Raw genomic sequence first — 22,520 nt, forward strand, 5'->3', positions numbered from 1 at the left:
TAGGATATCCAAACGATGTCTCAAAACCATCAGAGTACCTATAAGGCAACAAGTAAGTACTAATTACTATCAGCCATGCAGATATATTCAATCTTTTCAAATCAATCTTTTTCATACTCTCTCACCTCTTACAAAGATTACCATACAAGACTTGTAATTGCAACTAATAAAAAAGCACCCCGAAGGATGCCTTTATACCCTTTATATTTCTTTCTTCTTTTTAGTATTAGAATCTCTACTAAAGAATTCCGGTCTAAATGAACTAAGACCTGGAATTTTAGTTTCTAAAGCTGGTTTAATATTTATAAAATTATCATCGATATCACTGTCAGTAATATCTCCGCCAGCCTCAAGTCTTTTAATTAATTCATCATCTTTATCAGCCATTATAATCCCCTCCTTTATAAAAAATTATATTTAAAAATATATAATAAAACAGATAAACCCAACATAATTATCTCGATATTAATTGCCTTCTTGTATTTTTTATACTGTTCGTCTAATATAATATTATTTAAATTGATTGATGAGGAGTATTTGATTGAAACATAATTATAAACTATATTTATTGGTTTTTTCTGCAAATTTTTTCTTAATAAAATATCCGAATTGAATCTTTGTATTTTCATTGGGCTTAAAGTAGATGTTAATAAATATATTGCTAATCCATACAAAACTAATACTGACAACGCGATAATAAAATACACCAATAGTTTTAGCGTGTGAATTTCATCCAATGGAAAAATAAAATAATTTTTAATATTAAACAAATCTATTATAAAAACAAAGAGAACTCCAGTGAATGTTAAAGCAATATTAACTTTATTGTCTAATTTATTTCCTCTTTCAAAAACATGGTCATATTCATGCTGTATAATATCAAAACATAATTCAGATGCATTATCATTTTTTTCTTCATTTTGCTTCATCGTTAAGCTATCCATTTTTCCACATCCTAAAATTTATTATCGTGTATCAATTTTAGCATATATTTCCATGTTTTTCAATGTTTTTCTAATCTTTTAATCATAAAAAGACACCTTACGCCTTTGTAAGATGCCTTTTTAAATGAGGGGAGTATAAATAATAAGGGTCCCTCCAGCGAAGAGGGATTGGAATAGAATGGACTCGAACCATTATACCCTGTACCTGTTATGCGCGCGCCAGTGCTTTGTCCGTTAAGCTACTATTCCAAACGTTATTTCCCATGATATCGTTCATGCGAAACCATTTCATGCAAAGGCTAAACGTTACTTCATCTGTTTAGTGAGATCTCGAGAAGCAATAACAATCCTCATGCTAGTTTGTTGTGGTCAAACTCTACATCCGTAAAATCCTTCTGCATTGGTTTGTTTATTAGAGTGGCTATTCAAATGCAGTAAACGTTTTAGTCACTTAAACAACACGCCCGGCTTTGACACCGGGTAGCCGTCAGGAGGTTTTCTTATAACCTTCCATCTTGAATTATACTACGGTTTTTTGTGCAATGGGGGCATTCTGTGCATTTTCAATATATTTTCTAAACTTTCTTGAATATGTAGTCCTGTTTTTATCCTCGTCCAGTTCTACAGCTATGTTAATCCAGTTCATTTTGTCATAAATCCTCATTTCAAATATTGATTGCAATTCTGGATCATCAATACCATTTATAAAATCCTCTATCTGACGAATCTTCCCCTGATCAGAAGCAATGTCCATTTCAATCTTACGAATTCTTTCCATACAGCTTTCTAATTCGCTTGGTTCACTCACTTGAACAGGAAAATAAGTTTCTATATATGGATGTACTCTGGATGATCCCTTAACCTTTCCAGCAACAGCAGGTATATCTCTTTCTTGTAGTTCCTCCAACTTCTTTTCATTACGTTCAATCCGTGTTTTTAGTGCCTTATACTGGCTTAATTCATTCTCTGTCAATAAAATCCCTCCCTTATCCTTTTAAAGCCTTTATTACATTATCAAATTCCTTTAGTCCAGAAATCCATTGACCACATATAACAAGATAATTTATTTTATATTCATCTGAATTCTTATCTTTCCAATACTCCATAAACTCCATTGGAAAATCACATTCATACCAGCGTCTTTCATTACAATATTCATAACACATTACTAAAAATGGCATTTCTACTCCTTTCCGGATAGCCTCCGTTCCTCTTTGTCTATTATTTCTTTCAGTTTCTCCATTATTGGGTCAACATCTTTCCCGCACTCTTTGCAGCGGTCAGTGTCTTCGTCTGGACATCTATCACAGGTCATGGTTATTCACCGCCCTTACCTTGATTTACTGAAAACTCTTGTCGCATAGCTCTTGCAAAATCTTCACACGCCTGGTCGTAACCTTTTTTCTCTGCCTGTGCCTGTAAAACTTTTTCATTTAATCTTAAGGATGCTGCATGCTGTAATTGATTAGCAATGTTATTGGTTGTATCAACCCATTCACTTACGTTTTTCATATAATCCCTACCTTTTCCTATTGATTTACAGAACATTTGTTTGTATAATGATAATTAAAATTTACTATGAGGTATAAACTTATGCCATTTTTCGAGATTGATAAAACTCCCGAGTTGAATATTGATTTTTCCCGTTGCCAGCCGGTTTCCGTGATAGCTGCCTTTAATCCCCAAGGTGAGTTTAAACCTGTACATTTCGGGCTTATGGACTTATACGGAAACGTCTGTAAAGTTAAAGTTACCGGCATTAAAAATACCAAGGATGTAAGAGGCGGTAAGTCCTTTATCTGCACCTATATGGCAGGTGACCAGGAGCGGGAATGTATATTAACTTATTATTTGGATAAGCATTTATGGGTACTGGGTAATTAATATTAGGTTATCTGAATAACTTTAATTCTAATTGACCGTTTTGCTCTTTAATCCAAGGCCCATATTCTTCAAATCTGCATTTTTTATATATTCTGCTGTTTACCCACCTTGCAAAATGCTTTAATTTTGTATCTGGAAGTTGATTGTAAATCATAACGAAAGGATCAACTTTCATCTCAACTAATTTTTTGAATCTATACATGTCCTCATCGAACGATGTATTAAATCCCACTAACATGAAGCACATATGTCGGTATGGTTTTATGTATTTGCTTAATGTCTTTATGCCATCCATAACTTGATTTTCATACCCCATCAAATCCCAGGCGTAATGTATGGAACGCAAATGTTTTACCTCGGAAAGTGCCTTGGCAATATCATCATTTACAAGGCGCACATCACAGCCTTGGTTAATGTCAACAATCAGTCCTCTGTCCCTAATTTCATGAAGCTTATCAATACAGTACGGATCAGCAGTAAGATTATTATCATGAAGGATTAATACTTTAGATTTTGGATTGATCAAATCCTTTATTTCAGCCACACTCCTGAATAATCCTTCTTTTTTTGGAACAAAGCAGAACCCGCAATTTCTTATACAACCTCTGGAAGTAAATCCAATACCGGCATTAACAATTTCGGCAGCCTTTTTATATTTATGCCCTTTAGTTCCTATGCCTTTCATTCTTGAAGCTATTTCCTCAATGGAATATAAATCATAATCCGGTTTCATTTTCTCTATTTCTTCCGGTAATTCTTTTTGTAGGCTCCATCCGGTACCACCTATTTCGATTTTATCTCCATACATTGCAATAAGTTTTTCACATTCGTCTTTTGATCTGGTAAATATCGCACTGGCATATATTTTTTCATATTTTACATTATCCCGTACAAATTCAACCTGTTCACCTAATGATTTATAAAAAGAGGAAATTTTCATCAATGCTAAGTTGGGTATTTTACTATCTACGTCAATTAATCCTATTTTCAATTCATTCCTCCATTCTTACCTGAATCCTAATTACTTAATAGTTACCTTCCGCCGCAAAATATCATCCATATCCTAAGTATCTAAATCCAGTTAAATCTTTTATTTCTTAAAGCCGGAATGTTATAACAGATCCAGCAACACCCTCTGTTAAAACTATTTGTGCATCCTTTAAACTTAATCCTTTTACCAAAAATGAGTATTGAAAGCTTATCTTCATGTGCTGAATACATCTTAGCCCTTGCCTCTGTTTCTAATGTAGCGATTGGTAAAAGTAGTGCAAATGACTTTATTTTTCCACTATCAGCCAATTCAAAGGTATGTTCAATAATTTCATTCTGGTTACTGAAAGGCGGATTTGATATAAGTAAATCGCATCCTTCCGGCGGTTTGGTTTTAAAAAAATCATTACCGCAATCATCAAAAATGTGTGTTGCTTTATATTTAAGTTTTAACTCATCACCTTTTAATTTAAATTCACTATCATAGTGATTAAATGGGAACCAAATACTTTTAAATGACCGTATGTCAATTAAGTCATATATATTTTCAACTACATATCTTGGTGTAGCTACATGGTCCTTATCGCTTAGTCTATCCATTTCATACAAAATGTTTGTTTCCATATCATCTTAATTTGAACACGAATACGGTTTGCGGGTAAATATAGGATTTATCTTACTTAACCCCTTCTTTGCATCCCTGTCATAAGTATCATAATGCTTTAAAACATCCACCTTCTGTTCGGTTTTAGACCGTTTATATGTACTGTTACGTTTCATAATTTCTTCCTTTCCAGCCTAACCCCTGCAATATCCCAGAGATCCAGTTCCATCTGTTCCATGGTAACGACTCCCTGCTCGAATGCAGCATATAGGCTCAAAATCTCATCAATAAACTTCGGCATACGCTGCCTGGCTGATTTCTCCCAGTATCCTTCGTTTGCCAGGACTTCACACGGAAGAGCCATCATCAGGAAGAAGGCTTTATCCACGGCATCTTCAACCGCCTGTTTCTTGATCTGGTCAATCTGTGACTGATTCAGGGTGTATGTTTTGGTTGACTTACTTTGTTCCCGTTGATTTCTACGAATTTCTGCTCTATTCATGGATACCTCCAATCTTAAGCGAATTTTAATTGTTCTTGACTATAATCTATTTTCATGTTTGTCATTCTTTCGCCAACCTTTAGGTAAGGACAAGCTGCATAACAAAGCTTTTTAGCCATTAATGGAACTACACTGTTCCCTATTTTCTCAACTTGCTTACTCTTTGGATATCTCTTCCCGTTCGGCATTTTAAAATCTATTATGTAATCCTTAGGAAACGTTTGGCCCAGCTTTAATTCTTCTGGGGTTAACATCCTGAACCAGATATCAACGATCTGATATGTTATCCCGTCAATTACCACCAGAACAAGTCCGAACCGGTCTTTTGTAACTATGGTCCCTATTGGCTCATTTAAGCTCTGTCCTATTCCTTTACCGTAATACTTAATCAGGAATGCGGATACTAAAGCAAAGTGTCCAGGAGAAGTTGTTATAGTATGTATTGGTTCATTAATGGTTTGACCGGTACCCGTCTTATAAAATTTAGATAGAAAACATGTTATTAGTGCATAACGGTTTGAAGTATCTATGGTTTGAATTGGTTCGTTTAAACTTTGTCCCCTGACTTCTCCTTTACCAGTTTCTGAATGATACTGAATCAGGAAAGGTGCCGCCAATTTATCAGGAAGAATGAATCGGTTCGGATCATCAATTACGAATTTCTTTATTCCTGCAGCTATCCGGCTTAACGTCTTTTCTTTTAATGGAGTCTTTCTGGTAAATATTGAACTTCCTAAATTAGTAAAATCAATATCCTGCCTAATTGGTTCCCATGGTTTCAAACCATTTTCAGCAGTTTTGGAATGAGTTTGTTCGGGCCATGCCATTGGTCTTCCATCACATCTGAACTGTGCATACCAGCGCTCTCTTGTTGTATGAGCTCCATAATTGGCAGCTACCAATACCTTACACTCAAATTCATAACCAAAAGCTTTCATGAGCTTAATAAATTTATTGTAATATTCTCCTTCCCGTGCTTTTATTGGCTTATTGTTTTCATCTAGTGGTCCCCATTTTTGAATTTCCTTAACATTTTCCATCATAATAACTTCAGGGACTTTCCCAGTTGCCTTTAATATCTGCTTGCACATCCTCCAAACTCCCATAGGCAAGATACGTAACCCTTTTTCTATGGGCTTATTTCCCTTTGCATTTGAGTGAGATGTACAATCCGGGCTTGCCCACATAAATCCAACTTCCTGACCCCATTTAAGGAATTTACCAATATTAACCCTCATGATATCCTCTGTAAAATGTTTGGTGTAAGGATGATTCACAGAATGCATTGCTATTGCAGAAGGGCTATGGTTAATAGCGAAATCGAACCAGCGTCCCCAAGCATCTTCACCTCCGACGCTTACCCCTCCCCCGCCAGCGAATAAATCTATAAGTACTTTTTTCATTATTACCTCCCTGGCGTAAACTCCTGTTCAATGATATTCATCAATGCAAGTAATACCTTTCTGCATAAATCACAGTCATTATACTTGTGAGTTAGTTCGATTGCATCGACCCGCATCTGACCCCAGTCAAATTCCTCTTTATCTATTTGACTGTCCCACTTAGTAAAAAAGTTATAAGTATCAGTCGTGATCTGGACTACTGTTGCAGGTGATTCATGTTTAATGTTCTCCATGATGGCCCAGAATACGGGATTGTTTAAATTGTCTTTATAAAGTTTATAGGTATTACTAAAAGTACTTTTTACATCATTCACGTATCACACACCCTTTCTTCCGGTAATGAGTCTTACGTTTTTTATACTGGTTTTCACAGAATTGGATATCATCTACATAGTCGTAGCAGATAGCATCTGATTTTCCTGGACTTATCCTTCCAATCCGTCCAATGCTCTGGACCACTACTGCATAATCTTTTTTTGGTGTCGCAAGATATAAGCGGTCTAAACATGGTATATCAAGCCCCTCTTTTGCCAAAGAATACGATGCAAAAAGATATTTTTTTCTTCCTGACCTCATATCATCTAAAGCTTTTACTCTCTCTGCTTTTGCACTCTTACTGGTCATTTCTCCGCTTATCATAACTGAATCCGGAGAATTCAACATTTTCATTAGTATTTTAAGATGTTCCAGCCTGTCGGAAAGAATTAAGTTGCTATGATCTTTATTCAATTTTAGCTGCTCTACGATTTGATAATTGCGTTCCTGGCTGGTTACTAAATAATTCATTAATTCGCTGTATATCATGGTACCGTCCGTATCTAGACATGATTCACTGGTTTTAATCTCTGTATTACACTTATATACCTTTACCTGCATCGTTTTATCTGCTACCGCTTCCTCCGGTATGGTGTAGGCAATATCTCCAACAATAGCAAAAGTAGATTTAATTAACCCGTCACCTCTGTGTACAGTAGCAGAAAGACCATATTTATATCTGGCAGCCAGACTGTTCATAACCCGCGAAAACATTGTTGCCTGTGTCGGCGTCCCGGCAAGTCGCTGTACTTCATCCACGATAATTACGTCCCAGGTATATTTATATTGCTGTAAATCCAGTTTGGTAAGCGTCTGTACAGTAGCAAAGGTAATTCCGGTACCGATATGTACTTTACCTTCTGTAATTCGTCCCAATAAGCTCTTATCCATGTACATGGCAGCTCTATCATAAGATTGATTCAACAAATCCGCTGTATGGGTAATCCAGAGTGTTTTACGTCCTATTCCAGCAGCCAAGGCGATTCCCATTTGAGTCTTACCGGATCCACAGGGAGATTGTAGTATTCCGCATCCAGCTTTTATCATTGCCTTTACTGCCGGTTCCTGATATTCATACAATGGAATATTGGATCGATAATTAATTATTGTATTATTGGAAAGGTCCTGGTCAATCTTCGCACCGGCTATAAATTGTTTAATGTGTTTCCCAGTACCTACCGGAACGATAAGGCTGTTTCCATCTACTCGGTACAGGGTAAGATATTCCGGAGTATTTCCGGTCCATAAACCCATTCTCCTTTTTTTCTGGTAATCTGGATTTGCAATAATCAAATTATCCTGTACCCATTTCACTAAAGCAGATAACGGATCCTGAATTATAATTTCACTGCTTATCGTTATGTGCATCCTATTTCCTCCATCCATTTCGGTAATGGAGTGGAATACCAAAGCAAATCATTTTTATTAACAACTTTGATATTCTTACTCTTAAGAAATTCAAGTACCTCTAACGAGATGATTCTCACACCCTTGCTGGTGTTCATTGCAAATAGTCCTTCATGGTTTCCGCATTTCTGCCAGAGCATCATAGCATTGTATTGGTTTTCTTCTATCCGGGATAATGGAAATGAGTCATTCTTACAATCCTTACAGTCAAATACATAAGTATCTCCATTCTTGGCTGCTATCACATCGAAAGGTTGCCCGTTTTGATTATCCTGGAATTTATGTACCCAGAAACCATAACTTGATAGAATCTGTTTAAATATATCTTCAAAATCAGTACCTGATTTTTTATTATTATTTAATCTCAATTTATCACTTCTTCCATAATTTAGTTGATGTTACACCATTTTTACCATATAGTTACACTGTTTTAATTCCTTGTTACACCGACTGTGTAACAGCTAAACTATTGATTTTACTGCATTTGTTAATGGTGTTACACCTGTACACCATTTTTTTTATTTTTTTCTACGTGAGAGATAAAAATATGAAACACTTGCATTTTTTATTTTTATTTATATAGGTATTATATTTTCCGGTGTAACTGGTGTAACGGTGTAACACTAATTGAATGGTAACTGTTCCTGATCGTATTCCGAAACGGATATAAATCCGTCTTTATCCACGTTTTCTTCCGGTATCTTTAGGCATACGCACCGGCTCAAACTACCATTCAACCGCTTCGGCTTCGTATTCTTACCGTTCTGCCCTTCAATAAACCCTTGTTTACTTGCCCAGGAAAGGAAAGCCTTACCGGAGAAATTACCGCGCTCACAGATACGATTAAAAGCGTTGGATAGAATATAAACGTAACCGCTTTCTATAGAACCCCAGATTTCATTTTTATATTCACCGTAGTTATCCGGCTTAAATTTATTCATGTTAACAGCTACCTCAGAAAGAATAAACTCATATGCCCTTTCATTTTCTGAAACCTCACCCTTACTTTTAAGAGTGTCAAAACACCGGTCAAAATCAAGGTATATTCCATCTTGAAATATGTAATCTGTAGCTATTTTGTCAGCGGTCAACATAATACTGAGCGGCATGGTTTGTTTTTCTTCTTTCTCAACACCGGATTCTTTTGCTCTTTCATTAATCTTTCTTAAAAAATCCTGTTGTATTTCTCTGACATGATCCATTCCAATTTCTTGAATCGCGTCAATAAAGAGTCGTCCAGCAAATCCATAATTTTGAGTAATTATTTCTACTACTGCATTACCATTTTCAAATACGCTTCCGTCTTCCATTTCAAAATCAAGAATACGATTTATTGCACCGCCCTTCATGGTTTCAGTAGCAAGAGGACGTTCAATATTGGTCAGAACTACATTGCACCAGGTCATAGACCGATTAAGCCCTAAATTGATGTTAGACCGGTCCTTTCCTTTTCCACCGCACAGCATATAGATTATGTCAGAAAAATCTTCACCGTATTTATCACGCATTTTAGAAAGATCGTCTATGACTAAAGGAAGATTGTTTAAGATGTCATTTCTTACTTCCAGCGCAGTGGGTTTGGAATAAGGATCTGTTATGTATTTGCTTTCCCCTGGATTTGCCCAGATTGATGTTGCAATCATAATAGCTACTGTTTTTCCTTTTCCGGTTTCAGACCATAAATTTAATATAAAAGGCAGCATATTAAACGGCTTTAGTAAAACGCTTGCAAAACTTCCAGCCATATAAATGCGTGGCTCCATCCGGTTGCTTTTTCTGATTTTTTTAATAAGTCCCATCCACTGATCCATGTCCCCATATTCACATACACTCTCATAGATTTCTTTGAATTTATTCTCACTGTCAAATATCACATTTCCGCTGTAAGGGATAAACTCATCATCAATCCATCCAAATTTCGATGTAGATATCTGGGTATCAATATAATCAATATTCATGTTTTCAATGTCTGCCAGGTACCGTACCATATTATCGGAGTTTCCAGACTTACCACCAATAACAGAGATACCGTAATCAGCCAGTTTAACAATCTGACTTGGTACTACTATCATGTTTTTATCAATAATGATCTCTTTCCACTTTCCTCCCTTTTTAAATGCCAGTTTAATCTTTTCTTTTCCTGTTTCAGCATTAATTAATCTCTGGACCGGCAAGATAGGATGATAACAGGCAAGGATTTCGCCTCCAAGCATATTATAAGTACGAATACCATGATCATTGGCTATCCAGTTTCCGCAGCGCATTTGATCATATTTCCCGATAAACTCCGTCATTCTGTCTAACGAATTGGGATTAACAATCTCTGGTTTACTCGCTTTATCATACTTAGCCCGTTCCTTTTTATAGGCTTTAACCATGGCTTCAAATTTGGTCTTAACTCCAAGTTCTTTCGCCCGATCGGTAAGTGTAAGCAATAACCTTGCTTTGTAAATCTCATCATCCTGCTCAAAAACTTCACACAGTACATCATCTTCCAGAATACTATCTGCAGTTAATTTACTTATTTCCTGCAAAGGATTTCTCACCTCTTTTCATTATGTAAATCCAATAAATAAATCTGATATTGCAGCCTATTTTGACAATAACACCACAATTCAGATAGTGGTTTTTCCTCTGCAATGATATTTCTATAAGCTGTTATATAATTTTGTATACGTCTTAACTCCATACGGTGCTTTAATTCCTGGGATTCTTTTAATTCTCTTTCCTTTCTTGCCTTCTGAGCTTTTACAGTAGTAGTAAAGCTTGGGCGCTCTGTGCCTCCAAGCAGTTCAAATGCTGTCCAAAAATCACAGTTTTCAAAATGCTGGGTTATCGAGAATATATCCATAGAAGAATTGCAAACATAACACCATAGGTAATCATCTGTCACTTTAGCATTGAAGTCTTTGCCTTCGTGGCAGATGCCTTTACACCTGCCACGCTTAACTTCAACACCATATTTATGAAGTATATCCGGTACCGATATAACAACCCTTAACTCTTCCTTACGCCTTTGAATTTCTTCAATGGTCAAGTAATCATCTCCTATGACATAAATGGAAGTTCTGACTCTGATCCAGCAGGTATTGTCATAAATCCATCACTATCATACATGCTTGGTGGAGCTCCTGGTGCGGTGTCGGTATCTGGTAGTAATTTATCTGCTGGAACTTCAACACCCGCCCGGATTGACTCTACTGATCTAAACTGTGAGCATTTTGTAAAGAATTTTTTTTCATTGTTTGCATTAAGATATTGTTCTCGTCCAAACACACCACCAATTAATTTACCTTTAAAGCATGCTGCAAAATTGTTTCCCCATGCAACTTTAAAACCAGAGTTTGAGTTTTCAACAGCTGTAATAAATGATTTAAATCCTCTGCTTGTATTTCCGTCATTATCATTTATCAACTGATTTACTACACATCCCCATTTTTTATTGGTTCTGGTATCTGTTTTATATTGCTGCGCATAGTAATCTTTCTGGTCACCTTCTGCAATATCAAGGCTAATTTCAAGCATATCCTTTCCGGTGCTTGAAATTGTTTCTTTTACCTGCATTATCTTGCAAATATGACCTCCAAGTTTAATGGGTGTAAATTCCCCGTAAGCCTGTACGTTATCATAATCATTTGGTTTCTGCATTTTTAACTTCCTCCCTCTTATTCAGATCGTAGTAATCCCGGATGGAATCATCTACGATTTTTAAGTCATTATCAATTTCAAGTGTATCAAACATACCCATTGGGCTTTTCGATACCGCCCCGGCATCTGCCTGGGTAATAAACTTATGAACATTATTTTCTGCTATACACCGGAGAACGATTGTAAACATTCCTTCAATGCAGACTTTTTCGTCCAGCAGCTTCCCAATTGTCTTCGGTCGGACATCTCCAAAGTCGTTAATATCCTCATGCATGATAAAGTAAACAATTCTATCTGCAGGAAGGCTCTTTATAACAAACTGGATAAGCCGCCAGAAGTAGTCCCCTAAGTCATTATAAAGACTGAATACGGCGTTTCCACCGCCTACAGAACTATGTTTTGACATAAAGTGATTGGTTATTAAGTAGCCTGCATCATCAATTACAAAGCTTTTAAATTGTGTATTACAGAGCTGTTTCATAATCTGCTGATAATCATCCGTTACAACTTTAGGAATCTTAGATTTAAACGGAAGCGGTTTCCCTAATACATTGATCAGGGCTATCCCTTCATTGAAATTTCTTAGGCTTGTGCTTTTACCGCTTCCCGATTTACCAATTACAAGTACCGGTATCCCCATTACTTTTTCACCTCCTTAGCAAAATCAACCTCTGATAATGCTGATATGATAGGGCTGTCAGTAGGCGCTGAAGTTCCCATTAACAATAATGTGCAGGTAGCATTCTTCCAGAAGAACATGCTTTGTCCAGTCGTAGTGCATGGACCAGATGGAGTATTTTCGTGTTCAAAATCTATTTCATTTACATCAATTAAATTTAAGTAATACATATCCATCATGACAAGCCATTTATTATCATCAACCTGCATTAACTTGTATGTATTCGTATGACTTTCGAATAATACATTGGTAAGTGTTACCGGTAACTTAGCTTCTTTTTCCAGTAAATTCAAGTGAAAATAGTTATGAATGTCCATTTCAATCTGTGGAATAGGCTTTTCTTTACTAACAAGGAAAACTGTATCCTCTTCCGGGAGCGTTCCGGCTAGTTCCATGATAATTGCCTTTACTTTGTTTGGAATGTAATTTACATCAAGCCATAGCATCCAGTGTGAGGCAATAATTATATATCCATCATCAAAATATCCAATACGGATACCGCCGCCTTTATATGATGCCGTCATAAGCTTTTTTAAGTGTGTAGGATTTATAAACATATGTACCTCCTATCGAATACGAAGGCTTTCGCCTCGTGGCTCCAGGTGCGCCCAGGGCACTTGCTTGGTTTCAAGTAAGGATCTTATCTTTTCATTGTTCGGAATAGGATCCTGGGGAATAAGATAATTTTTAGGTATTTTGTTTACATCTAATACATCAAACCTTAAAGGCTGCAAACCACCGTTTTTTTGAATATTGAAACTAAACAAAGTAGTCTTAAACTTAGTTTTCCCAATCTGCTTCATATTGGCTTCCAGAGTGTCTTTAAGGGCTTGTGATCTGTTTTCAAAAGTATTTAACCTTGCTCGGAGCCGTTCTATCTCCGATTTAATAATTTCAGCGTCATATTTAAGGGTTTTGTATAACTTGGCATATCCGTCCGCTTTGTCCTCAAATTCCCCTTCGATTGATTCCAAGGTATCTAATATAGTCTGCTCATCAATTTCTTCATCGTAGAGCATATTTAGAACTGCATCATAGTTCTCTGTTATCTGATATAGGCTGCTCAAAATCTTCCTCCTGTTCTTCCCTTTCATGTTTCAGGAACTGATCATAATTATCTGGGACATATTCCATTAACTATCATCCTCCTCAGAATCTTTGTCATAAACAACCCGACCGGCTCCCTCTATAATAAGCAGGGAAGCAACCTGAGAAAGAGACAATGTAGACTCATTATAAATTTCAACTAGCTGATTATAAGCATCAGCAGATATACGAATTATTTCTGACTTCTCTGTGTTCTTCCGGTTCCTGGCAGGGATATGTATTTTATCACCCATTATTTTCTGCTACCTCCTGCGAAATAATCTGATAAGCCAGTACAGCAATAAAGTTCTTATTGGTTTCCTTGCCGTCTGGATGCCCGAAATACTTCTTTAATACTTCCTTGTCCGCCATACTGAAAGCAATCTCTATTTCATGACGAATTGCTCTTTCTACGCGGCTTGGAGTGGAATTATATTCCTTAGCAATAACGCCATACATCCCGTCAGGACCGGTAATTTTTCTGAGTTTACTTTCATCAGCGATAACCATCTTTACCGCAGTTACTATGTACTTAAACCCCAAATTACTCATGGGCAATTTTAACGACATTAATATCTCAACAATTTTCTTATCTTGCATACTATTTGTCCTCCTTCACAATAAAGAGCTTACTAACATCAATATTGGTTACCAGGGCCGTACACTCTTCTTTCTTAACTTCGATTTCGGATATATCAAATCCAAGGTTTTCAAGAATCTTAACGCTGTCAGCAGCATTATTCGCCTGACATAAGGCAATTAAGTTGTCGTATGTAGCATAAGATTCTTCGCGCAATTTTTTATATTTCACTTCAATTTTCTTTACTTCTGTAATTGCAAAATATTCTTTTATGTTGCTACCGTTGAAAAAGCGAATTAATCCGTCTATTCTGTTCCCCGGAGCGTTGCTGTACTCAGATTTATATACTGCCGTTTCATATTTATTAACCATTGATATAAATCCATCAAAAACTCTATCTAGGGATCCGAGAAGGATTTTAATTTTTTTAATATCACTTTCATGAGTGCTTATAAATGAAATAACAGCTTCATTGACTTCTTGGGATTCCATTTCATTAAGCTTTATTTTTGCATCCTGTTGTTTCTTTTCAAGAAACTTTTTGATTTGAATTTTATTTGCCACTTGTAATCCTCCTGATTCTGCCTTATAATAAGGCTGTGAAATTATTTTTTACCGCGTCCTTTAGGTTGCCGCCTTTTGGACGCTTTTTTATTACCATACATATACTTTGCCATGTTACCGGCTTGTACGGTTATCTGTCCCTTTTGTTTACCTGGGATCTTCAATGTGATTCCTCCTTATGGTATATTTTGTAATTTAGTGTTATAATCTCCTTATCAGCTGCCAGGCTGCAATACTTACGAAAGGAGAAAATACGATGGCTGAATTAACTAAAGATGCTGATAAATTACTTTGCTGCATTTATAAACAATATTTAGAAAGCAGAAAAGCTGGTAAAAGCAAATTTGATTCCAAAAAATTTTATGAATCATTTTATAAAAACGATAAACACATCGGTGATTGGACAGATGATGATATTAGCGAAACACTAATTGAGCTACATAAATCTCAGTACATTAGGTTAGATATCGCCGGTAACTTCATGATTACCGATTCCATGATCATTTATATGGAAAATCGTTTTAAAAATGGTTTACTTGATGTATTGGACGTTATTTCAAAATTTACTTAATCTTCTATCCCTGGGGTGACTCTGTCTAATCCAGATAATTTAAGAGACAGGGTTACATTACCAGGTTCGATTTTCAATTCTGCATGTTCTGTATATTCCGAAATGTCTTTTCCAAACAGGGTTATCTTGCTCCATTTACCGTCTGATTCAATATTTAAAACAGGCTTTTTCACCTTTCATCCTCCTTTCCCAAGTATTTATATGTAATACCGCCCCGCTAATCAGGGCTTGTCTTACCGTTATCCTGTCACATTCCAGGGTACCGGCTATGCCATAAACGTACAGCAGAGCCAGTAGGAATGTTACAGCCACGAAGAGCTGCAGACGGGACTTATACTTTTGCTTCATAGGCTTCTCCTTCCTTTATAACCGGATGTATTGAATCTTTTTCATATCCCTGTCTAAAGAACCAGGCTGGGATTAATACTTTCCCACAAAAATTTGCTTTGGGAATTAATCCATCTTTAATTCTTCTTTGTATGGTACGTTCAGATATCTGAAGCATCTGGCTTGCCTGGCTCATAGTATAATATGCAAATTCCATAATGAATCACCTCCTATCCTGACTGTTGTTCTTCTGGTATTTTGGGCTCTAAAAACTTATCTGTATTAACATTCAATACACCACATATCAGTTCATATTCTTCAAAAGTCAGTTTTCTGTTTCCATTAAGAGCCAGATTAAGTTTGGGTAAGGGAATCATTGTTTTATTACTGATATGTGTCTGTGAAATTCCATTATCGTTGATATACTTTTTAATCTTTTGTCCCACACACATGATAAGCGCCTCCTTAATTTCGAATATATCGAAGTTTATATTAATTATATTTCGATTATTTCGAATTGTCAATATATTTTTTCAATATTATCGAAATTTTATATTTACAAATTCGAAATTATATTATATAATTGGAAATACAAAGCAAAAGGAGCAAATGAGGGATGAATACATTTGGGCAAAAATTAAGGGATGCCAGAAAGGCTAAAAACTTAACACAGAAACAATTAGCAGAACAACTAGGTGCTAAACATAACTCGATTAGTAATTGGGAAAATGACCAAAATAAACCTGATCCTGATATGATTGAACTAATTTGTGGAGTGCTAAACATTGAGCCTAATTATCTTTTATCAAAAGATTCTAGTGTTAATAACCGAAGTAATTTAACTGAGATAGTAAACCCTTCTCAATCCAAGATTGATTTGAAGCTACAGATGATATTACATAAATATGAAAGTCTCGATGAAAAAGGTAAGCATACTGTAGATACTATTCTTGAAATGGAATATAACAGGTGTAAAAAAACTCATCTTCTTCCTAATGCTGCCCATGAGATCAAAGGTACATCAGAAGCAGATAAGCTGCTCGATGAGGATATCATGGATAATGATGATTTTTGGAAATAGGGGTGCACTACTTGAACTACGAGGGATTACTTGATGAGGCATATAGTTTAGATTTAGTTGTTAAAGAAGTTCATTTGTCTGGAAACAAAGGCAGATTGAAAGGGAATAGAATTGCAATAAAAAAAGACATACCAACACTTAAAGAAAAGGCTTGTATCCTTGCTGAAGAACTAGGACATCACTATACTACTGTAGGTAATATCCTGGATCAAAAAAATGCTATTAATAGGAAACAAGAACTTAAAGCTAGGATTATCGCATATAACAAACAAGTCGGACTATTAGGTATCATAGATGCTTACGAAGCCAATTGCAGATGCCTTTATGATATGGCTGAGCATTTAGATGTAACAGAAGAATTTTTATTGGAAACTCTAAAATATTATAAAGGTAAATATGGAGAATTCACTAGATTAGATAATTACATAATTTATTTTGAGCCCAATTTAGGTGTAATGAAATTGCTATAAATAAAAACCGCCCCAGTGCTAGTAACACAGGAACGGCTTTTATAGATACTATTCGATGCAGCGCAACGATATAATACCAATTGACAGTCATATTATATCATTTTAATCTCTGCACCGCAATAGGTGTATTTTTTATGCTCAATTTTAGAAAGGAATGGTATTAATATGAGTTTACACAAGAAAAAAGGTAAATGGTATGCAGCGGTATACCTGGGAATGAAAAAAGGTGAGCGTCAGTATGAATGGTCTGACGGTTACACTGAAAAAGCAGACGCACAACTTGCTGAACTGGAGCTTAAGAAATCTGTTATACAAAATGGCCATAAAGTCGCAGATAAAAAAAGTCTTGGATACATAGCTGAAAAGTGGCTAGGAGTACGGGAAAAAACAGTTGCCAGAGCTACCTACCGACAAAATAAAAATACATACAATATTTATCTTAAGAAAAACTTCGAACATAAACTAATCAGTGATATTGAACCAATGGATATAACTGAATTTATGTTGACTCTTGACTATGCTCCCGAAACAATCAGCAAGATAATGGGAGCATTAAAGCTTATCATGGATTTTGCTATTGAAATGAAATATATCCGTTCTAATCCATGTATTGGAATCAGAAAGCCGGCAATCAAAAGGAAAAAGAAAAAAACATGGACTCAGAAACAGATAAATGAATTTTTAATACTGGCAGACGTTAAAGAATCCAGTTGTTATACTGCTCTATGGATCCTTTTTGTTACAGGTATGCGACCAGGGGAAGTATGTGGTCTTCGTTGGTGTGATTGGTATGGTGATTATTTTATTCCTACCGTAGGTATTGATTCAGAAAGAGAGACCACTGATTTAAAGAATGAGAAAGCACACAGCGAAGTTTATATTGATACTGATCTGGAAATTCATCTCAAAAAGTTAAGGATAGCCCAAACAGCTCTTTATAGGCAGTATATGAATAACGACTTGGTAGATCTCCCGGAGGATAACTTCATAAACTGCTTAATGCCAGATTTCCGACCTATGACTGTTAACTACCTGCATCAACGTTTCGATAAGATTGTAAGTAAGCATGGACTTCCTGAAATAAGGTTATATGACGCACGTCATAGTCTTGGAACCAATATGATGCGTGATGGAGAAAATCCTAAAGTAGTCGCAGAAATTCTTAGACATACCACCGTCAAAACGACTCTGGATAATTATTCACACGTTGATAAAGAAATGTATAAAAATGCGATAAAACGGTATAATAATAAGATTGGTTAAAAAGCGGTTCAATCAATGGTTCAATCAAATTATATAAAAATACCCGATTTTGGCTTATGTATTAAATTTACAAACGCAGTGTTTATCAGGGTTTGACACCTGTTGTCATGGGCTGGTTTATACCTTATTACGCTTGGTAAGGTAAAGGTCTCGAGTTCAAGTCTCGTCGGGAGCTTCTTTTTAACTCTAGTGAAACAAGGATTAGAGCGATTTTAATAAAAATTTGGCCACTCAGAAATGAGTGGTTTTTGTATGTTTGGGGATTATTGGGGGAGACCAAATTTTCCCTGCTGGTGACTCAGCGTCAGCCTTTTGGAATTCTGGACATAACTTACTTGTGAAAAAGAATCATGCCTGAATCCATACCCAAGAAAAAATATGTTAGTTACTAGTAGGTTAAATTATAATTATGTAGAACATATATTTACTTAATGGTATAAATATCCCATACTATATTTATTAATATGAAAATGTAGCTTTTAAGATTTCATTATTAATTCAGAGGAATTATCAAAAAATCTTTAAATCGTAATATACATATAATTTTTAAGCAATAAAAACAACACCAAAAAATCCACCGTGGCTTTTTTGCGTACTAAGTTAATGTTACTAATTTGTAAGCAATAAAAGAAATATATTTCTAATAAAAAAAATCAGGACCGAACATTCGGTCCTGTAAAACTTACTATTATAGATACAAATTTTATATGGATAAAAACTAGCGTACATCTAAATAATCTGTTTTATTTTTGGTTTATGCTATGCAAACGTTGGCTGCACTTATCTTACCGCTTCTTGAATCTTTTTGGATATCAAAAGTTACTGATTGACCTTCTTCGAGGCTTTTGAATCCATTAGAAGAAATTGCAGAATAATGTACAAATACATCTTCTCCACCATTTTCATTGGTTATAAAACCATAACCTTTTTGAGCATTAAACCATTTTACTGTACCGTTATTCATTTACGATACCTCCATTATAATATTTGTATCAAAATTCATATAAAAAAAGCTGGCGCAAACACAAATCAGTTAAAAGAACGACTTGTATAATAGGCCAACTCTGATAATTTTTGATTACTTTTAGATGATAGCACACCTTATAATTTATGTCAACTAAAATTTTACAGTTTGAAAAAGTTGTTGGAAAGTTTATATATTGAATTAGCCTGGACATAATTCTTCTATATGGCTTCTTCATTCTAGCCCATTAACTTAACTTTTACAACAGCCTACCCAAATTTATATATTTATATCATTACATTTATATCCAGATATGGTAATTATTTTCATTGTCTCACTTGACACAATCTGTTACTATGTTACTTGTTATATTCCCCAGTATAACATCCCTTATCAGCCCCGTGAGCCCACCATGCTACACGGGGCTTTAATTATCTTTGTCATTTCTATTCTTTATTATTGCTATTACATTCCTTTATTTCCATTAATATTTCCAAAGACCGCTCACTGTTTTCTACAAGTTTACCAAACCCGTACATGATCAGCGATACGATATAACTTCCGATCAGAAAGAGTATTGATATCAACATGTTAGTCCTGGCATAATAAGCTCGGTTTCCGGCTGTCAAAAGCAGGTCATCGCCACCTGAACCGCCATAATAAGAGGAAAAAGGTATCATTTCATAATTTTTGAGATAAATGATGGTATATCCAATTAATGCGGTAATACCGATCAAGAAACATATAATAAATAGTATCAAAGCCGTTATTCTTATTATTTTGCCGGTATTGTCTTTTAACATTATAACTCCAATCTGTGCGCCTATGCACACCTACTAATCAGCTATTGAAAAAAACTACTCCTGTTTTGCTAATGCCTATGCAAACCGCATCGCAAATTGCCTTTGCATACTGCATTGCATACCGCATTGCATACCGCTCTGCATACCGCATTGTATACCACAAAACCAGCTTACAGGATTGTGTGAATAAAAGGATGAATATCCTTTTTCCACACTTCAATACTCCTTTTACTTTATTATTTTAAATTATCGTTAAGGAATTGTCAATTTAATGAAAATAGTACCATTATATCAGAATACTTCCAGTGCTCACAAACGAATTCACGATGTGTATTTTGCTGATGTAACATCACAGAAAGCCTTAGAATTGCCTCATACCTGCACTTCCATACAGTAATATAAAAATAACGTTAAATAATTATTATCTGTTATACAAAAAGTTATCTTCGGTATATAATAACATAAAGAATAATTTATCTTCAATCTCAGTAATATACATCATCTGATTGGGAAAGGACTTCGATATGGATCGCGCTTTTACAAAACAAATCAGGAAAATTAATCAAAAAGAAGAAGCTTTTTTAAATACCAGAGTGAATCCTCTCGTGAAAAATAAAATCACACCCTTAATGGATAAAGTACAAGAAAAGATACCGGAGAAATTAAGTTCTGGTCTGGAGGCTGCTTTTGAGAAAAGCTTTCGGTTATTTTTCGAAAAGGGAAATAAATACATTGAGAAAACTTATAATAAAGAAGACAGACAATTTGATTTCGAAATAAATGACTATGCTGTTGAGAAAAAATTTAACACCAAATCTATTAAAAGGTTAGATAAGCCATCCAACATTTCCACTGCACTCAATACTTCTTTTTCTGTGGTGGAGGGCGGCGTACTGGGTATACTTGGTATTGGGCTTCCGGATATACCTATCTTTATTTCTCTTATTTTAAAGACAATTAACGAAGTTGCTTTAAGCTACGGTTTTGACTACAATACAATAGAAGAAAAGGCCTATATCCTGCGGTTGATACAGGGGGCTTTAACAAAGGAAGAAAAGCAAAAAGAAGTGAACTCTGTACTCGATGCCTTATCTGAAAAAATCGACCATCAGATTTGTTCTAACATCAATTTAGACGAAGAAATGAAACAGACTTCAAAGGTTCTCTCTGATGCCCTGCTAACCGCTAAATTTATTCAGGGCATTCCGCTGGTAGGCGCTGTAGGAAGTGTTGTTAATTTCAATGTAATTCAAAAAGTGGGACGTTATAGTAAGCTCAAATATAAGAAAAGGTATCTTTTAAAGAAATTCAGTGATAAAGCATGAGATATCTATGAAAGAAATTCAGTGATAAAGCATGAAATATCTCTGAAAGAGATTCAGCGATAAAGCATGAAATATCTCTGAAAGAAATTCAGCGATAAAGCATGAAATATCTCTGAAAGAAATTCAGCGATAAAGCATGAAATATCTCTGAAAGAAATTCAGCGATAAAGCATGAATTTTGTTAAGCAGCTAGTTTAAATACTGAATATGGGTGTAAAATTATTTGGCGTTAATAGATGATCGTCAATTGTATAACTAATAGTTATATGCTGTTAACTTTAAAGTTTCTCAATCTAATAAACTGCCAGGTCAATAGCGGTGTATAGAACCGTTCTATTAATCTGGCAGCTTTGTATAAGTCTTAATTCATTCTTTGTCTAACTATTTCATACGCTAATACGCCCATAGCCACAGAGGCATTGAGAGAATCTATATTGCCAAACATGGGAATTTTAGCTATATAATCGCACTTCTCTTTAATCAGCCTTCCAACCCCTTCTCCTTCACTTCCAATTACCAGTCCGATGGGTCCCTTCAGATTCTGTCTGTACATAACTTCTCCGTCCATGTCTGCACAGACAAACCAAAGTCCTTTTTCTTTTAGTTCTTCAATGGTAGCAGCTAAATTAGTGACTTTAGCTACAGGAGTATAGTTAATTGCTCCCGCAGATGTTTTAGCTACGGTGGCTGTTAAACCTACCGCACGCCTTTTGGGAATAATAACACCGTGTGCACCGGCCTGGTTGGCAGTTCTGATAATAGCGCCCAGATTATGTGGATCTTCGATACTGTCCAGTAAAATAAGGAACGGTGGTTCTCCCTTTTCCTCGGCGGCTTTTAACATATCTTCCACTTCCGCATATTCATATGCAGCAGCATAAGCAATAACCCCTTGATGCTTGCCGGCTTCAGATAGCTGATCCAGTCTTTCTTTTTTCACAAAAGTTAAGATGGTATCGCCTTTTTTAGCTTCTCTAATAATGGACTTAATGGGCCCATCCTGGCAGCCATCCAGTATAAAGAGCCTGTCAATGGTCTTACCCGAACGGAAGGCCTCCAGTACCGCATTACGGCCTTCAATTGTAAATTCTTCATATCTCATTTCTAATT

The 22,520-nt window shown here is 35.6% G+C and carries 36 protein-coding genes and 1 tRNA gene; 6 read left to right on the plus strand and 31 right to left on the minus strand.

What is annotated here, in order from left to right; all coding sequences use genetic code 11:
• Nucleotides 1-201 precede the first annotated feature (201 nt).
• From QA584_RS22710 to QA584_RS22735, 6 genes are all read right to left on the minus strand, one after another.
• Nucleotides 202-387 (minus strand): hypothetical protein, encoded by a 186-nt coding sequence (locus QA584_RS22710; protein WP_278271384.1) that lies wholly within the window; start codon nucleotides 385-387, stop codon nucleotides 202-204.
• 14 nt (nucleotides 388-401) lie between these two features.
• Nucleotides 402-944, minus strand: a complete 543-nt coding sequence (locus tag QA584_RS22715; protein WP_278271385.1) for a hypothetical protein — start codon at nucleotides 942-944, stop codon at nucleotides 402-404.
• Between the two features lie 169 nt (nucleotides 945-1,113).
• Nucleotides 1,114-1,193 (minus strand) — tRNA-Val (locus QA584_RS22720).
• 271 nt (nucleotides 1,194-1,464) lie between these two features.
• A complete protein-coding gene (locus QA584_RS22725) occupies nucleotides 1,465-1,917 on the minus strand; it encodes a hypothetical protein (protein ID WP_278271386.1) in 453 nt (150 codons plus the stop codon).
• A 13-nt stretch (nucleotides 1,918-1,930) separates the two neighbouring features.
• Nucleotides 1,931-2,125 carry a hypothetical protein gene (locus QA584_RS22730; RefSeq protein ID WP_278271387.1) on the minus strand — a complete coding sequence of 65 codons (195 nt, stop codon included), beginning with the start codon at nucleotides 2,123-2,125 and terminating at the stop codon, nucleotides 1,931-1,933.
• Between the two features lie 136 nt (nucleotides 2,126-2,261).
• Nucleotides 2,262-2,456: a hypothetical protein gene (locus QA584_RS22735; protein WP_278271388.1), complete on the minus strand. Its 195-nt coding sequence runs from the start codon at nucleotides 2,454-2,456 to the stop codon at nucleotides 2,262-2,264.
• An 81-nt stretch (nucleotides 2,457-2,537) separates the two neighbouring features.
• Between QA584_RS22735 and QA584_RS22740 the strand changes: the two genes are divergently transcribed.
• On the plus strand, nucleotides 2,538-2,828 hold the full coding sequence (locus QA584_RS22740) for a hypothetical protein (RefSeq protein ID WP_278271389.1): 291 nt from the start codon (nucleotides 2,538-2,540) through the stop codon (nucleotides 2,826-2,828).
• 7 nt (nucleotides 2,829-2,835) lie between these two features.
• Here QA584_RS22740 and QA584_RS22745 read toward each other — a convergent pair whose 3' ends face one another.
• The 18 genes from QA584_RS22745 to QA584_RS22830 all read right to left on the minus strand — a co-directional run bounded on the left by QA584_RS22745 (nucleotide 2,836) and on the right by QA584_RS22830 (nucleotide 14,770).
• Nucleotides 2,836-3,819, minus strand: coding sequence for a radical SAM protein (locus QA584_RS22745; RefSeq protein ID WP_278271390.1), 984 nt, complete (start codon nucleotides 3,817-3,819; stop codon nucleotides 2,836-2,838).
• 80 nt (nucleotides 3,820-3,899) lie between these two features.
• Entirely contained in the window at nucleotides 3,900-4,427 is a 528-nt protein-coding gene (locus QA584_RS22750; protein WP_278271391.1) for a hypothetical protein, read from the minus strand.
• 21 nt (nucleotides 4,428-4,448) lie between these two features.
• Nucleotides 4,449-4,598, minus strand: a complete 150-nt coding sequence (locus tag QA584_RS22755; RefSeq protein WP_278271392.1) for a hypothetical protein — start codon at nucleotides 4,596-4,598, stop codon at nucleotides 4,449-4,451.
• On the minus strand, nucleotides 4,595-4,924 hold the full coding sequence (locus tag QA584_RS22760; RefSeq protein WP_278271393.1) for a hypothetical protein: 330 nt from the start codon (nucleotides 4,922-4,924) through the stop codon (nucleotides 4,595-4,597). Before QA584_RS22760 ends, QA584_RS22755 begins: the two co-directional genes overlap by 4 nt.
• A 14-nt stretch (nucleotides 4,925-4,938) precedes the next feature.
• Nucleotides 4,939-6,327 carry a DNA cytosine methyltransferase gene (locus QA584_RS22765; protein ID WP_278271394.1) on the minus strand — a complete coding sequence of 463 codons (1,389 nt, stop codon included), beginning with the start codon at nucleotides 6,325-6,327 and terminating at the stop codon, nucleotides 4,939-4,941.
• A 2-nt stretch (nucleotides 6,328-6,329) separates the two neighbouring features.
• On the minus strand, nucleotides 6,330-6,641 hold the full coding sequence (locus QA584_RS22770) for a hypothetical protein (protein ID WP_278271395.1): 312 nt from the start codon (nucleotides 6,639-6,641) through the stop codon (nucleotides 6,330-6,332).
• Nucleotides 6,634-8,010 (minus strand): DEAD/DEAH box helicase, encoded by a 1,377-nt coding sequence (locus tag QA584_RS22775; protein WP_278271396.1) that lies wholly within the window; start codon nucleotides 8,008-8,010, stop codon nucleotides 6,634-6,636. The genes QA584_RS22770 and QA584_RS22775 overlap by 8 nt, the downstream gene beginning before the upstream one ends.
• A complete protein-coding gene (locus QA584_RS22780) occupies nucleotides 8,001-8,417 on the minus strand; it encodes a Holliday junction resolvase RecU (protein ID WP_278271397.1) in 417 nt (138 codons plus the stop codon). The genes QA584_RS22775 and QA584_RS22780 overlap by 10 nt, the downstream gene beginning before the upstream one ends.
• A 255-nt stretch (nucleotides 8,418-8,672) precedes the next feature.
• The gene (locus QA584_RS22785) at nucleotides 8,673-10,583 is read right to left on the minus strand and encodes a DUF927 domain-containing protein (RefSeq protein WP_278271398.1); all 1,911 of its coding nucleotides are present in this window, start codon (nucleotides 10,581-10,583) and stop codon (nucleotides 8,673-8,675) included.
• 8 nt (nucleotides 10,584-10,591) lie between these two features.
• Entirely contained in the window at nucleotides 10,592-11,086 is a 495-nt protein-coding gene (locus QA584_RS22790) for a hypothetical protein (protein ID WP_278271399.1), read from the minus strand.
• Between the two features lie 11 nt (nucleotides 11,087-11,097).
• Nucleotides 11,098-11,697 carry a hypothetical protein gene (locus QA584_RS22795; protein WP_278271400.1) on the minus strand — a complete coding sequence of 200 codons (600 nt, stop codon included), beginning with the start codon at nucleotides 11,695-11,697 and terminating at the stop codon, nucleotides 11,098-11,100.
• Nucleotides 11,681-12,337 (minus strand): AAA family ATPase, encoded by a 657-nt coding sequence (locus QA584_RS22800; protein WP_278271401.1) that lies wholly within the window; start codon nucleotides 12,335-12,337, stop codon nucleotides 11,681-11,683. Before QA584_RS22800 ends, QA584_RS22795 begins: the two co-directional genes overlap by 17 nt.
• Entirely contained in the window at nucleotides 12,337-12,933 is a 597-nt protein-coding gene (locus QA584_RS22805; RefSeq protein ID WP_278271402.1) for a hypothetical protein, read from the minus strand. The genes QA584_RS22800 and QA584_RS22805 overlap by 1 nt, the downstream gene beginning before the upstream one ends.
• A gap of 9 nt (nucleotides 12,934-12,942) precedes the next feature.
• A complete protein-coding gene (locus tag QA584_RS22810; RefSeq protein WP_278271403.1) occupies nucleotides 12,943-13,443 on the minus strand; it encodes a siphovirus Gp157 family protein in 501 nt (166 codons plus the stop codon).
• Between the two features lie 66 nt (nucleotides 13,444-13,509).
• Nucleotides 13,510-13,716, minus strand: a complete 207-nt coding sequence (locus QA584_RS22815) for a hypothetical protein (RefSeq protein WP_278271404.1) — start codon at nucleotides 13,714-13,716, stop codon at nucleotides 13,510-13,512.
• Nucleotides 13,709-14,062: a sporulation initiation factor Spo0A C-terminal domain-containing protein gene (locus QA584_RS22820; RefSeq protein WP_278271405.1), complete on the minus strand. Its 354-nt coding sequence runs from the start codon at nucleotides 14,060-14,062 to the stop codon at nucleotides 13,709-13,711. The genes QA584_RS22815 and QA584_RS22820 overlap by 8 nt, the downstream gene beginning before the upstream one ends.
• A 1-nt stretch (nucleotide 14,063) precedes the next feature.
• On the minus strand, nucleotides 14,064-14,606 hold the full coding sequence (locus QA584_RS22825; protein ID WP_278271406.1) for a hypothetical protein: 543 nt from the start codon (nucleotides 14,604-14,606) through the stop codon (nucleotides 14,064-14,066).
• Nucleotides 14,607-14,647: 41 nt separating this feature from the next.
• On the minus strand, nucleotides 14,648-14,770 hold the full coding sequence (locus tag QA584_RS22830) for a hypothetical protein (protein ID WP_278271407.1): 123 nt from the start codon (nucleotides 14,768-14,770) through the stop codon (nucleotides 14,648-14,650).
• Nucleotides 14,771-14,862: 92 nt separating this feature from the next.
• On the opposite strand from QA584_RS22830, the gene QA584_RS22835 reads away from it, so the two are divergent.
• Nucleotides 14,863-15,177 (plus strand): hypothetical protein, encoded by a 315-nt coding sequence (locus tag QA584_RS22835; protein WP_278271408.1) that lies wholly within the window; start codon nucleotides 14,863-14,865, stop codon nucleotides 15,175-15,177.
• Here the strand turns inward: QA584_RS22835 and QA584_RS22840 are convergent.
• The 4 genes from QA584_RS22840 to QA584_RS22855 are packed head-to-tail and all read right to left on the minus strand — an operon-like array spanning nucleotide 15,174 to nucleotide 15,956.
• Complete coding sequence (locus QA584_RS22840) at nucleotides 15,174-15,350, minus strand: hypothetical protein (RefSeq protein WP_278271409.1); 177 nt, start codon at nucleotides 15,348-15,350, stop codon at nucleotides 15,174-15,176. The two genes, QA584_RS22835 and QA584_RS22840, sit on opposite strands and share 4 nt — an antisense overlap.
• Nucleotides 15,325-15,525 (minus strand): hypothetical protein, encoded by a 201-nt coding sequence (locus QA584_RS22845; protein ID WP_278271410.1) that lies wholly within the window; start codon nucleotides 15,523-15,525, stop codon nucleotides 15,325-15,327. Before QA584_RS22845 ends, QA584_RS22840 begins: the two co-directional genes overlap by 26 nt.
• Nucleotides 15,509-15,721: a helix-turn-helix domain-containing protein gene (locus QA584_RS22850; RefSeq protein WP_278271411.1), complete on the minus strand. Its 213-nt coding sequence runs from the start codon at nucleotides 15,719-15,721 to the stop codon at nucleotides 15,509-15,511. The genes QA584_RS22845 and QA584_RS22850 overlap by 17 nt, the downstream gene beginning before the upstream one ends.
• Nucleotides 15,722-15,734: 13 nt before the next feature.
• Nucleotides 15,735-15,956, minus strand: a complete 222-nt coding sequence (locus QA584_RS22855; protein WP_278271412.1) for a helix-turn-helix domain-containing protein — start codon at nucleotides 15,954-15,956, stop codon at nucleotides 15,735-15,737.
• Nucleotides 15,957-16,120: 164 nt separating this feature from the next.
• Here QA584_RS22855 and QA584_RS22860 point away from each other — a divergent pair, with 164 nt between their 5' ends.
• From QA584_RS22860 to QA584_RS22870, 3 genes are all read left to right on the plus strand, one after another.
• Complete coding sequence (locus QA584_RS22860; RefSeq protein ID WP_278271413.1) at nucleotides 16,121-16,585, plus strand: helix-turn-helix domain-containing protein; 465 nt, start codon at nucleotides 16,121-16,123, stop codon at nucleotides 16,583-16,585.
• 2 nt (nucleotides 16,586-16,587) lie between these two features.
• Nucleotides 16,588-17,055 (plus strand): hypothetical protein, encoded by a 468-nt coding sequence (locus QA584_RS22865; protein WP_334306035.1) that lies wholly within the window; start codon nucleotides 16,588-16,590, stop codon nucleotides 17,053-17,055.
• 216 nt (nucleotides 17,056-17,271) lie between these two features.
• The gene (locus QA584_RS22870) at nucleotides 17,272-18,318 is read left to right on the plus strand and encodes a tyrosine-type recombinase/integrase (protein ID WP_278271415.1); all 1,047 of its coding nucleotides are present in this window, start codon (nucleotides 17,272-17,274) and stop codon (nucleotides 18,316-18,318) included.
• 754 nt (nucleotides 18,319-19,072) lie between these two features.
• On the opposite strand, the gene QA584_RS22875 is transcribed toward QA584_RS22870, so the two are convergent.
• Complete coding sequence (locus tag QA584_RS22875; protein WP_278271416.1) at nucleotides 19,073-19,282, minus strand: cold-shock protein; 210 nt, start codon at nucleotides 19,280-19,282, stop codon at nucleotides 19,073-19,075.
• 446 nt (nucleotides 19,283-19,728) lie between these two features.
• Nucleotides 19,729-20,085, minus strand: a complete 357-nt coding sequence (locus QA584_RS22880) for a hypothetical protein (RefSeq protein WP_278271417.1) — start codon at nucleotides 20,083-20,085, stop codon at nucleotides 19,729-19,731.
• 524 nt (nucleotides 20,086-20,609) lie between these two features.
• On the opposite strand from QA584_RS22880, the gene QA584_RS22885 reads away from it, so the two are divergent.
• Entirely contained in the window at nucleotides 20,610-21,410 is an 801-nt protein-coding gene (locus tag QA584_RS22885; protein WP_278271418.1) for an EcsC family protein, read from the plus strand.
• 361 nt (nucleotides 21,411-21,771) lie between these two features.
• Here the strand turns inward: QA584_RS22885 and rlmB are convergent, their stop codons facing one another.
• The gene (gene rlmB, locus QA584_RS22890; protein WP_278271419.1) at nucleotides 21,772-22,512 is read right to left on the minus strand and encodes a 23S rRNA (guanosine(2251)-2'-O)-methyltransferase RlmB; all 741 of its coding nucleotides are present in this window, start codon (nucleotides 22,510-22,512) and stop codon (nucleotides 21,772-21,774) included.
• Between the last annotated feature and the right edge of the window lie 8 nt (nucleotides 22,513-22,520).

Origin of the sequence: Anaerocolumna sp. AGMB13025 (assembly GCF_029689925.1) — a bacterium.
Taxonomy (GTDB): Bacteria; Bacillota; Clostridia; order Lachnospirales; family Lachnospiraceae; genus Anaerocolumna.